The organism is Sphingomonas sp. SRS2 (assembly GCF_000971055.1).
In the GTDB taxonomy this organism is placed as follows: Bacteria; Pseudomonadota; Alphaproteobacteria; order Sphingomonadales; family Sphingomonadaceae; genus Rhizorhabdus.
Genome location: NZ_LARW01000092.1, coordinates 79,445 through 91,688, shown reverse-complemented (window position 1 = coordinate 91,688; position 12,244 = coordinate 79,445). Strand labels below are relative to the sequence as shown.

The following is a 12,244-nucleotide window of genomic DNA, read 5'->3' as shown; positions in this document are numbered from 1 at the left end:
CGCGCTCCCGCAAATCATCCGAATAAGGTTTGCCCATCCATGCCGACCTCCATCCCAGCCAGCACTCTGAATCACAAATCAGCCTCAAAGGGAATCCGCCGATTCAACACGATCGTGTTCGACTCTAACTGTATTGGCCGTCGCGGCCCCTCCTATGATCCGTCCTTCCAGCCGGGCTTTCACAGGTCTCCGAGCGAGGCCAAATTAACGCAGGAGGAATATCGCGATCTCGCGCGCGAGAATGACCTCATCTTCCTTCCCTTCGATCCGGACTGGTACAGCTTGACCGCGAGCGGCACGCTGCTCGATTGCGTCCGCTTCGGAATCCCGCCGCTTGCCGTCCGGAACTCGGTGATCGACGATCTCGAACGGCGTTATGGCCGTTTCGGCTTCCTTGTCTCCAGCCCGTCGGAGGGCATCGACCTGCTCTGCCGGACCGATCCGGCGACGCTTTTCGAAGATATGGAACAGTTCCGCGGGCCGTTGAGGGCGATCGCGCATGACCGCACTATCGAGGCGCTGTCGCCCGGCTTCAGGCGGATATTCTCATCGCCCTTTCAGCGCGGCTGACGCCACGGCTGGACATATTCACCCGCGCGATCGGTGAACCCGTCGGCTGCAACATCTCGGCCACGATATGCGGCGACAGATACACGATCTCGGCCCAGACCGCGGCGATCGACGCGGAGAACAGTCCGGCCGGGATCGAATGACCGCAACGTCCGATGCGATAAGCCGGATCGACGCCCAGCATCGAAACCGCCGACATCACCTTGACCAATATCGTCCTGAACCCAGCCGGACCGCTGCTCAATACCTGCGCCAGGGCAACCAGCGGCGTGAGCAGTCACGGTAGCAACCATGATTGCGCCAATCTCGAACTCCCAGGGCCGAGGCCACGCCCTATGATCAGCCGGTAGGCTCCATATATGGGAATATCTCATCCGGGCCCGGACGATCAGGACGCCGTCAGGCGGTTAGTTTGCAGCCAGTGCACATAAATCACGGAGTTTTTTCCCTGATGCATCTCAACCTCTCCGACCTCCACTGCTCCCATGCCTCTATAAAAGGCGTGTGCCGCGTCCAACTTGCTCCCGACGGCTATACGGAAACCAGAAGCATCCATTGCGTGGAAATGATCGACCAGGCGCATGTAGAGTCGTCGGGCAACACCCCGGCCACGGAACCCATCGTCGACTGCTATACTAAGCAGTTCGTAAGTTGGCAGGTTCGGGCCGCCGCCATCTGCTCTATTGTAAAGGAGAATCTCCACGATGCGCCATATGTGGCGCGGCTTAAGCACGATGGGAATCAGGGCCCGCGCAAGTCTATACCAGTGTCCGATCATCTGGCGATAAATCGATCGCATGCTTTTGGCGCCTGCAACGAAACCTATCACGCGACCAGCTTCGCGCTCAACAAACAGCACGCTCTCAGCGCATTCGTCGATCGACTGGTAGAGCAAGGCTAAAAATTCGGCGCCGAGCATCGGCAAGAAACCTTGATGGATCGCAGCGGCATGAAGCTGCGCTACCTGCAAATAGGTCGCTCGATCATGCACCTGGGCCGCATCCATTTATCTTTTCCAAAAGTTCCACTGGAGGTTTTGGTAAGGTTGGAAATATTCTCCAGATGAAGCCTGATCTTGGAAAAAAAACCGTCAAAATCGTCAAAATTATAGAAATAATATAAGTCTTTATCGTCCTATGCTCCACATACCACTGCTCTAACAAACCTTTGTACGGCATTATGACATGATCGTAGAAGTATTCAGGATCTATGCTTGCGTGCATAATCTCCTCTTCATCCCGGAAGACGATGGAGCCAATGCCAGATAGGCCTGGAGGCACTGTTCCGATAGCGTGCTGCGAATTAAGCGGGTAAGCGTCGAAACAGCGCCGCGTCTGCGGGCGTGGCCCGATGATGCTCATCGTGCCATTGAGGATATTCAGCAACTGCGGCAGTTCGTTGAGCTTGGTCTTGCGCAGCATCCGCCCAAGTGGAAGCACCCGTGGGTCGTTCTTCAGCGTTACCGTACCGGTGCCGAGGCTGGGGCTGTTCTTCAGCATCGTTGCGAACTTGTAGACCATGAACGGGCTGCCCGCCCTTCCCACTCGCTCCTGCCGGTAGAATATCTCGCCTTCGCCCGTTAGGCGCAGGATGATCATCACGGGGATCAGGATCGGTGCGAACAGCAGCAGGGCGATGACGGCGAGAAAGATATCGAGAAAACGCTGCATGCTACATCCGCGAGTCGAGATAGCGGCCGGTTTCCTTATGCGCGAACTCAGGCAGCATATCGTTGAACAGGTCGACTATGGGTGCCTTTTCCCATGATCCGGCGGCGCGCAGGGCGCCTATCTCGTCGATGAAGCGATCGAGCACGCGATCATCATAGGCGAGCCGGCTCGGGATCACCCCGATATTGGTAAAGCGGTCCATGTCCAGCGCCTCACCGGCCGTGAAGAACTCCTCGAAATCCTTCTCTCCCGTGGTGTCACTCGCAAAGAAATAGCAGGGCCAGCGGCGCCGCGGGATAAGTTCGGCGGCGCGATCGCGCGCCTCGTCCTCGCTCGCACATGGCACCGCCTCATAACCGAGAGCGGCGAGATAGCGCACGGCGATGTCGGAGAATGTGATCAGGTCAAGCTCTTCGCTCAGCTTCGGAAAGAAGATATCGCGATTGTCGCCGAGCAGTCCGGACATCAGGCACAGCTCCCCCGACTCGGCGGGGGTGAGGAAATAGCGGCGCACGTCGCTGGGTGCCGAGATGGGCTGCCGCTTGGCGAAGCGCTGGTTGAAGCCGTGGAGCAGCGAGCCGTCGGAAAAGGCGACATTGGCGAAGCGCGCCATAGAGACCGGCATGGTCTCGCTCTCGCGCATCAGAAACATTTCCATGATGCGCTTGCTAGCGCCCATCATGTTGACTGGATTCGCGGCCTTATCGGTCGAGACGCAGAAATAGCGGCCCGCGCCTGTCTCACGTGCCATGCCCAGCGTCTTCAGTGTGTTGAAGATGTTGACGTCGATCAACCGCATCAGGGTGAACGGGTCCTTCTCGCTACGAACATGCTTGAGAGCAGACAGGTTGAACACATAGTCATAGCCCCCCGCTTGACGCATCAGCTGTTCGAATTCGCGCGAGCCGCAGTCAATCGCGAAGGTGCTGAAGTCACCGGCGATATAGCCGAGCGTGCTGCGGACATCGCGTACCAGCTCAACCATGTTGTTCTCGCTGATGTCGACGACATGAAGCGTTCTTGGCCCGCGCTTGAATATCTCCCGCGTAACCGCCTGTCCGATTGATCCGGCGCCACCGATCACCAGAAACCGGCTTCCGCGGACAACTTCCCGCAGGCGGTCATCATGCGCCCTAACGTCCGCTGCGAAGAGCGGCGCGGTCCGGCCGATCAGGTTCAGAATATCCATGGCATTTCCCGTGAGGCTTTCCCAAAGTCCAGAGCGATCATCATGCCAGATACGGCCCTAGCGGCCCATCGGCTATCACCGCATCGGGCACACTCGACGGAATATTCACGATCCTTTTTTCTAGCCAGCGCGAGACTTCGAGCCCGTCGTGCATGCAGTCGCGGAACATCGGCAGGCTCGACATCAGCCGCCAGACGGGGCGGGTCATCACACCGGCATCATTGCAGGCATTGAGGACTGCGTCGCGGGCGGCAGCATCCGGCAGGCATAGTGCGTTCAACCAGTAATTGGCGCGCGTGCCCTCCCTCTCCTTGATGAACCCGGCACCGATATCAGCGAGCCGGTCATGATAATAATCCGCGACCGCCCGCTTCAATCGCAAGAAGCCGGGGAGTTGGTCCATCTGGGCGCAACCTAGCGCCGCGTTGAGGTTAGGCATGCGATAGTTGAAGCCGACCTCGTCATGAACGAACTCATAGGGATGCGGTGTCTTCGCAGTGGTGGTGAGATGCTTGGCCCGACGCGCGATGATTTCGTCATCGGTGACGATCATGCCGCCCCCACCCGTCGTGATAATCTTGTTGCCGTTAAAACTGTACGTGCCGATCAGCCCAAAGGTGCCCGTATGACGTTTGCCGACATAGCTGCCGAGCGATTCGGCGGCATCCTCGACCACTGGGATGCCGTAGCCCGCGCAAAGATCGGCGATCTCCTCTATCTCGCAAGCGAGACCGAAGCTGTGCATCGGGACGCAGGCGGCGATGCGCCGGCCAGTCACGCGATTATAGGCGCGGCCATCGGTGAGGCGAACGGTGGCGGACAAAAACTGCTTCAGCGCGGTGGCCCCCAGGCCCATTGTCTCGCGATCGACATCGACGAAAACAGGATGCGCACCGATATAGCTGATCGCATTGCACGTCGCGACGAAGGTGAGCGCCTGCGATATGACTTCGTCGCCTCGCTCGACCCCGGCGAGGATAAGTCCGACATGAAGCGCCGCCGTGCCGTTGACCGTCGCCACCGCAAAGCGACTGCCGGTAAACGCGGCGATCGAGGCCTCGAACGCCGTGACCTTTTCGCCGACCGACGACACGAAGTTCGAATCGATACATGCCGCGAGATTGGCCTTCTCCGCACCGGCGAAGACAGGCCGGTGCAGCGGTACAAAATCATATCCGTATATTTCGCGAACCGCGTCGACGATGGCAGCGGCCGATTGTTCCGATTCCACTCCTTCGCCCCCTCAGTCCGCCGCGCGCACTGTTGCTGCCCGCTTAACCCAATCTACCCAACGATCGGCAAGATCGCCGCGATCAAACTGTTCAATTGCGAGCTGCTGCGCTCGTGAACCCATCGCCGTCAGCGTCGCGCGATCATCGGCAGCGCGTTCAAGCGCATCGGCGAAAGCGGCTGCATCGTCGGGCGGCACGACAAAGCCGCATTTCTGCACGGTGATATATTCCGCCAGCCATCCGGGATAGTTGATCAGCACCGGTCGCCCCGCGGCAAGATAGTCGAAAAACTTATTCGGCGAGGTCCCGTAATAGAAAGCGGGCACATTAGCGAGGATCTGCAGCCCGAGATCCGCCGCCCCTAGCAGATCGACGAGCCGCCGCTTGCCGACCGGATCATGGAAGATCACGTTTGAAATGCCATCGCGCCGCGCCCGCTTCTGCAACCCGGGCTTCAACTTGCCCTCGCCTATCAGAACGATGCGGATGTCATCGCGCCCGCGCCGCTGGAGTTCAGCCGCGACGTCGAGCACCGCGTCCAGCCCGTTCGCCATACCGTGCGCGCCGGTGAAGACAGCCATCAGATCGCCATCCCGTACCCCTTCCGGGCGCCAAGGCGCGACGGTCGTCCCGAACAGGGCCACGTCACATCCGTTCGACACCTCAATGATGCGATCTCTATGCACGCCGCGTCGCGCGATACCGTCAACGATCCCTGGCGAAAGTCCGATCAGGCGGTCGGCCGACCGGTACGATATCCACTCAAGTGCCGACATCAGCGTCAGCACGATCGGGTTCCGAATGACCCCCATCGCCTTAGGTAATTCCGGCCAGAGATCACGCACCTCGAATACGAACGGCTTGCGGCGAAGCCAGCGCGCTACGATGCCCGGAATGCCCGCAGTGAGCGGGGTCGTTGTCGTGAAGATGACGTCATAGTCCTCGCGTAGCGCGACCATAACGCAGGCGACCGCGAAGCGGAGGAAGGTCCAGGCGCGCCGGAACAGCCCATGCGCGTTGGCGTAAGCGAGGTCGAACTCGATCACATCGATCCCGTTCACCATGCCGCGGCGATGGCCACCGCGGAACGGCTCCTCTATCCCGGTCTGACTGATCGAGGAATTACCACAGACCATCGTCACCCGATGACCGTGTTTAAGCGCCCGCTGCGCCATATCATAGGATCGCAGCCCAGACGCGCCGCTGGGCGTGGAGAAATATTGGTGGATGTAGAGGATTTTCATGCCGTCCAGCTGTAGCAGGTGGTTATGTTGGCAGGCTCGGACAATGTAACCGAGACCACGGGGATGGGCTCTTTCGATAGGTAAAAGAGCGATCGCCATCCCGTTGCGATCTCCAGCTTAATAGCCGCCGGGCTTGCGACGCGGAGGCGGTGCTGGCCATCGGTGATGTCGCAGGGTCCATCATGCCGCCAGTCGCCGGGCCGCAAGCGCCACTGCAGCCTGGCCGTCTTCCGAAATCCGGAAACGGAGTCGGTAATCACCAGCCTGTCGGCGTTCAGCTGAATCTTGCGGTGATGGCAGGCACCTTGCGCATCGGTGACGATCGCTTCGCCGGTCTGCGCTCCGAATACTGCGTCGCCGGTCTGCAGCCAGTCCCCGAACAGAAAGCGCCCCAGCCGTGGCATGGCATTGCGGCCGTCGAAGGCGATATTGTTATGACCGGCATTCCCACCGAAATAGTCGAGCCATACATCCCCGTCATTGTATGAATAGGTGCCGGCGTCACCGAGGAGATTTTCGTGGTCACGCCAGAGATCAACATGCAACGCATCGCATTGGCTCGGCCGAAAGCGGAAGCGGGGATAGCGCAGCATCGCGGCCGCTCGCCCGCACCGAAGGATCATATAGCCGCCATCGTCGAGACGTACCGATCCGGCGGGCGCGCGCACAGCATCGGGCAGGTCCACGCCGAACGCTAGTAGCGGACGATTCCAGTCGCCCTCACCGCCATAGGCCCGCGTTGCCCCGAACAGCACCGAACTGGCCTGCACGGTGGGGCGATAGTCGCGATAAGGTGCCGTGCCGATCCTGAAGAGATGCGCGCCATCGTTTGCGCCGACATTCGGCCCGTCACCGCCAAGCGGATCGATCATATTGTACAGCCACAGCGAAGCCGCCTCTGCGCGCGAGCGAAAGGCTGCGGAGAAATCTGTAAGCTCAAGTCGTCGACGCCAGATTTCCGCCATCACGAGCGTGTCGAGCGTCATGCGATGATAGTTGAGCGAATATTGGCTGAAGCTGCCATCGGCCGCGATCAGCCGATCGACGCGATTCTCCAGCCAATAGCGGCCAAGCGCCAGCCAACGACTGCCTTCGGACCGCCCGATACGCGTGAGCCAGCTTCCTCCGACAAACAACGCCGCCGCCTCGGAAGTACCATGGTTATTATCCTGCCCGATCGCATAGCCGATCGTCGGCGCGATCCGCCGCAAATGGCCTGCGATCAGATCAGCAAGGCCGGGGGCCGCCTGCTCGGGCTCGCCCAGCAGAAGGCTCGCCATTGCGAGATGCAGGACGCGGATAGACGCCTCCTGCCCGCATTTCCAGTTAGGCCCGTTATAAGCCGGGTTGCGCGCGCACCAGTCACGCAGCCAACGCTCCATCTGCGGACCGGCCTGAGCGTCGCCGTCCCGTGCGGCCAAGGCGAGATCGAGGCACCAACCAAAGCGTGACGGCTCCCACAGCAGCTTGATGTCACCGACTTCGGGATCGAAGTCGGGGATGGTCCACCACGGCCTGCTCGCGGCCGTGATCTCGCGACCGGTTAGAGGATTACGGAACCAGGCCGGGGCCTGATCCGTCACCGGCTGTTCGAGCCAGCCGAAATAGACGAGCGTGGCGGGTTGCTTGCGCTCGACATCGCCGACTTCTTCCGTGAAGAAGGGGCCGTCGAACGGGGCGGATGTCAGGCGGCGGACTGGGTTTATCCCGCTCCGCACGCCCAGGCGATAAACCATTACCCTCGCTATGCTGGACAATCCGAGACGGGGGATCGTCCGCATGAGCCCCCACAGACGTCTCATTGATTGCGCAGGATCTCATCGACCCTGATAGTGACGGCCGCAACCTCCATCAGTTCTTCGAACGGGATCGGCATTGGAGCGCCTTGCTCAACCGCGTGCAGGAAAGCCGCAGCGCAGGCGTTTTGACCTTTGTCTTGCCGCCAGCCACCCATTTTCCGGAAGCCCGGCCAGCCATAGCCTGTGAGCCGACGGAAATTGTCGAGCTGCAACACCCGTCCGGCGCAGAAAACCTCCACGCGCTCCTTGGGGAAACGAGACGAACCGTTGGCCAGATAATGGATCGTACCGAACGAACCATCGGCGAAACCGAGAATCAGCGCCGCCTTGTCATCAACGATCGGTTCAACGCTATTCTCGCCCATGCGCCGCGCCTGCACCGAGACGATCGCGGCACCGGCCAGGAAGCGCATTAGATCGATCAAATGACACGCCTCGCCCAGCACGCGCCCGCCGCCAACTTTCGGATCATGCGTCCAGTGTCCCGCAGGGATCGCCCCAGCATTCATCGTCATGATAAAGGATTTGGGTTCGCGCACCCCGTCGATGAGCGCCTTCATGCGCATGACGTGCGGCGCGAAGCGACGATTGAAGCCGACCATCACGCCGGGTGCTGTCCCGGTGGCCGCGGCCTCAGCATATGCCGCGCGGATTTCGCCGAGTTCCGCGCCGGTCAATGCCAGCGGCTTCTCGACGAACACATGCTTGCCCGCCTCTAGTGCGCGGCAGACGAGGGGCGCGTGCTGGTCATGACGCGTAACGATCGCCACCACGTTGATGTCCGGATCGGAGAAAATCGTGCCCACATCGGTGGATACCTGTTCGAATCCCGACGTCCTGCCTTGGATGGCTCCGCTCAGCCCGCCGGACGTGGCGATCGTCCGCAGCCGCGCGCCGGCCGCGCGGAACGCCGGAATGAGAACGCGGGAGGCATAATTTCCGGCGCCGATGAAGCCGCACAGCGGAACGCCCGCCCTGCCCGCCGATGACGGCGCATCGGCCAGCCTAACGACGCGCGAACGCGCATCGTTCTTCACGGCAACATCGCTATAATTGAGCAGCACGCCGAGCAGCGCCTTGTCGGCGGTCAACAGGTCATAGCCCGACGCGGCTTGTTCGAAAGGGATACGGCGGCTGATCAGCGGTGTGACGTCAATCCGCCGATTGGCGAGCATGTCGAGGATCGCCTCAAAATTACGCTGCTCGGTCCAGCGGACAAAGCCCACCGGATAATCCTGTCCGCCCTCCTCATAGTCCGGGTCGTAACGCCCGGGTCCGTAGGAGCAGGATACCTGGAAACTAAGTTCCTTCTCGTAGAAATCCGCGCGGTTCAACTCGAGCCCGGTCGTACCGACGAGGACGATGCGACCCCGCTTGCGGCACATCCTTGCCGCCTGGACGACCGGGTCGCTCGATGCGGTTGATGCGGCGATCAGGACAGCGTCCATGCCGCGCCCGCGGCTGAAGGCGATGCCGGCTGCAACCGGATCCTCGCCCTGCGCGGGATTGCAGGTCTCGGCGCCGAAGCTGCGCGCCAGCTTGAGTTTGTCCGGGTCGAGGTCGATCGCCAGAACACGACAACCCTGCGCGATGAGCAGTTGGACGGCAAGAAGCCCGATGAGGCCCACCCCCGTCACCGCGACGGCCTCTCCGAGCGCCGGGGACAGTAACCTGATGCCCTGCAGCCCGATCGCGCCGATCACGGTGAAGGCTGCGGCCTCGTAGCTCACCCCATCGGGAATCTTCGCGCAAAGATTTGCGGGAACACGGACCACTTCCGCATGCGATCCGTTGGAGACGATGCGATCGCCGGGACGGAATCCCCGTACGCCGTCTCCCACCTCCATCACCGTGCCCGCATTACAATAGCCCAGCGGGATCGGCTGGGCGAGCTTGCTGCGAACGGCATCGAGCGTGGCGAACAGCCCGTCAGCCACAACCTTGTCGACGACCATCTTCACTTTTTCAGGCTGACGGCGCGCCTTGCCGAGCATCGAAGAACGTCCGAAATCGACGAGCATACGTTCGGTTCCGGCCGAGATCAGGGTTGTGCGGCTGGCGATCACTATGGTGCCGGGCGTCGCGGCGGGAACGGGAACGTCGATTATCGAGGTGTCGCCGTTGCCCAGGTTCTGCAGCAGCTGTCTCATGATATGCTTCGATCACCTCGTTGACACCACACGGTGCGGCGCCATTGCTTGTGCTGCAGCGCGACAGGAATCAAGCCATCGCTGCACGTCTTTCAGCTTCGAAGGAGAAGTTGCTGCCCATGAACTTCCTGCACCAGATCTCGACGCACATCAGCGAGAAGATCGTATAGGCTGCATCGACCCGGCCGGCGTCGTTATCTGCGATCAACCGGTCGACCGCGACAGGATCAAACAGCCCCCGCGCGCGCAGGCTGTCCGTCGATAATATATCGAACATCAGCGGTCGCAGGTCTCCCTGCAGCCATAAGCGCAGCGGCGCGCCAAAGCCCGATTTGGGCCGGTAGATGACATCACAGGGGAGATAGGGCTCCATCGCCTTCTTCAGAACCCACTTGCCCTCGCGGCCACGCTGCTTGAATCGGCCCGGGATCCGGGCAGCGAGATCGACGAGATCGGGATCGAGGAACGGCACGCGCACTTCGACGCTGGCTGCCATCGCCATCTTATCGGTGTAGATCAGGTTATGGTCGGCAAGGAAGAAACGCTGTTCGAGCGATAACAGCTTTTCAAGGCGCGATGTTTCGGGCGACATGCGGCGCAAGTGATCGAGCATCGGCTGATCGGCAGAGATGTCGTTGATCGCGGCGTTCAGCTCAGGCGTGTATAGCGCGTGAAGATCGCCCCGCCGCGCCCAGGCGAAATATTTGGCAAGCTGCATATGTTCGCTACCGTCGGCATTGCCGAAAAGACGCGAAGCGCGCCGCCCGAGTGCGGTCCGCTGGTCGAGCTGACGCGAAAGCCCGGCGAGCCCGCGACGCGCCATCGCGGGCATCCACGACCACAACCAGTCGTAGCTGACCGCGAGATGACGGCGATAGCCCGAGAAAAGATCGTCGCCACCGACCCCGGACAAGAGCACCTTGATACCGGCGGTGCGTGCCAGCTGGCTGATGTAAAGCACATCGAGCGGCGCCGGATCCGCGAGTGGCTCATCAAGCTGCCAGAGCATCTGCTAAATAGCTACGAGATTTCAGATGCGGAGTGCTCCATCTTCCGCATCATCCTCCTGATTTCCTTTTCCAATTTCTCCAATGCAACTTCCGTAGAGAAGGATTTCACTGCCGTGTGATGTGCATTCCTTCCCAAGATCATCCTTAGATCAGCGTCGCCGAGCAGTGAAGCGAGCGCTGTTCTAAGTTTCATTACATCTTTGACCGGAACAAGCAGTCCATTCACCCCATCGGTGACCACCTGCGGAATATTGCCAACGGGTGATACCACTACTGGCAAACCAGCCGCCATCGCCTCAATCATCGCGTTTGGCAAACCCTCTGCATAAGAGGGAAGCACAAAAATATCTGCGTTGCCCAAAAGTATCGGTATACTGTCAGAACTAACCCAACCTTTGAAGATAACCTTGTTAGTTAAGCCCAGTTCGTCGACTAATGCATGGGCTTCGGCAGAAAAATGACCATCGCCAACAATAATGAGTTGAAACTCAAATAAATTCCCGAGACACGCGCTTGCATGTAACAACTCTGCAACGCCCTTTTCTTTTTCCAACCAACCGACGAATATAATTCGTAGCGGAGTTTCTCGCGAGAACCGCGCACGACCGACCTCAAGTAGCGCCGGCGAAGCAGACCAATTCTCAATAATTGGAGCATCAATTTGGCTATAATTGAGATGATTAGTTGCCAACTGCTGCCACCTTAAACCTTGGCAAAAAAACTTATTCCCGGTCTTTAGCGCAGCCCGAAAGACCGAGCTACCAAGCCTATCTTTCTCTATAATATCAATTACCGCCCCGCCCTGTGGAAAGAGCGCAACAGGGATTGCTAAAAGCCGGGCGACTATCGCCATCGCTGCCTTTTCAATGAGGCTAGCCCCGGTCGACGCAAACAGGAGAACACCCTGTGGACGTTCAAACAGGAGCGCACGGATGTAGCGCGCAAAACGCCAGATGCTCAACCATGCACGCGTACAAAATCGAGGAGGCGGATTGCTAATCTGAGTACTATCGACAAGAATCAGTTCAAATTTTCCGATAAAGCGTGGCGTCACCAGCGCTCTGCAAACGGTAACAATACCACCAATTATTGGGCTATCTGGATTCGGAAACGCGCCAACAATAAGAAGTCTTGGTCGAAGGGTGGTGTCTGTTGGCAACTGGTCACTCCCGATTCAATTCCCGATGATTAGATATCACCCTGCGCGACACCCAGCGCCCTCAGTTCGCGCGCGAGATCGTCGAGGCCCGGCGATGGCGACGAGATGGCTACAGGCGGCGGCGACCCACGCCTAGCACTCCGCTTTTGGCGCTGGAGGATCCTGCGGATGAAAGCAGATCGCCAATATAGCGATCGCGCAAGCACCTCCAACTGCGGAAA

At 59.8% G+C, this 12,244-nt stretch carries 11 protein-coding genes; 1 reads left to right on the top strand and 10 read right to left on the bottom strand.

All coding sequences use genetic code 11. The annotated features are described in order from the left end of the window. The first annotated feature begins 114 nt into the window (after positions 1–114). On the top strand, positions 115–570 hold the full coding sequence (locus WP12_RS12965; RefSeq protein ID WP_152663986.1) for a hypothetical protein: 456 nt from the start codon (positions 115–117) through the stop codon (positions 568–570). Here WP12_RS12965 and WP12_RS12960 read toward each other — a convergent pair. The 10 genes from WP12_RS12960 to WP12_RS23470 form a co-directional block, all read right to left on the bottom strand. After that, positions 533–814, bottom strand: coding sequence for a hypothetical protein (locus tag WP12_RS12960; RefSeq protein WP_152663985.1), 282 nt, complete (start codon positions 812–814; stop codon positions 533–535). The genes WP12_RS12965 and WP12_RS12960 overlap by 38 nt on opposite strands. A 144-nt stretch (positions 815–958) precedes the next feature. Then, positions 959–1,576, bottom strand: a complete 618-nt coding sequence (locus WP12_RS12955; protein ID WP_052730371.1) for a GNAT family N-acetyltransferase — start codon at positions 1,574–1,576, stop codon at positions 959–961. Continuing rightward, entirely contained in the window at positions 1,554–2,240 is a 687-nt protein-coding gene (locus WP12_RS12950) for a sugar transferase (protein ID WP_046194125.1), read from the bottom strand. Before WP12_RS12950 ends, WP12_RS12955 begins: the two co-directional genes overlap by 23 nt. 1 nt (position 2,241) lies before the next feature. Then, positions 2,242–3,429, bottom strand: a complete 1,188-nt coding sequence (locus tag WP12_RS12945) for a UDP-N-acetylglucosamine 4,6-dehydratase (RefSeq protein WP_046194124.1) — start codon at positions 3,427–3,429, stop codon at positions 2,242–2,244. A gap of 40 nt (positions 3,430–3,469) precedes the next feature. Then, the gene (locus WP12_RS12940) at positions 3,470–4,660 is read right to left on the bottom strand and encodes a LegC family aminotransferase (RefSeq protein ID WP_200894522.1); all 1,191 of its coding nucleotides are present in this window, start codon (positions 4,658–4,660) and stop codon (positions 3,470–3,472) included. Positions 4,661–4,672: 12 nt separating this feature from the next. After that, on the bottom strand, positions 4,673–5,905 hold the full coding sequence (locus tag WP12_RS12935) for a glycosyltransferase family 4 protein (protein ID WP_046194123.1): 1,233 nt from the start codon (positions 5,903–5,905) through the stop codon (positions 4,673–4,675). After that, entirely contained in the window at positions 5,902–7,641 is a 1,740-nt protein-coding gene (locus WP12_RS12930; RefSeq protein WP_200894521.1) for an alginate lyase family protein, read from the bottom strand. The genes WP12_RS12935 and WP12_RS12930 overlap by 4 nt, the downstream gene beginning before the upstream one ends. A 62-nt stretch (positions 7,642–7,703) precedes the next feature. Continuing rightward, a complete protein-coding gene (locus WP12_RS12925; RefSeq protein WP_046194121.1) occupies positions 7,704–9,854 on the bottom strand; it encodes a bi-domain-containing oxidoreductase in 2,151 nt (716 codons plus the stop codon). A gap of 70 nt (positions 9,855–9,924) precedes the next feature. Beyond that, complete coding sequence (locus WP12_RS12920) at positions 9,925–10,863, bottom strand: asparagine synthetase B family protein (RefSeq protein ID WP_052730370.1); 939 nt, start codon at positions 10,861–10,863, stop codon at positions 9,925–9,927. Positions 10,864–10,874: 11 nt separating this feature from the next. After that, positions 10,875–12,023, bottom strand: a complete 1,149-nt coding sequence (locus tag WP12_RS23470; RefSeq protein WP_152663984.1) for a glycosyltransferase family 4 protein — start codon at positions 12,021–12,023, stop codon at positions 10,875–10,877. Between the last annotated feature and the right edge of the window lie 221 nt (positions 12,024–12,244).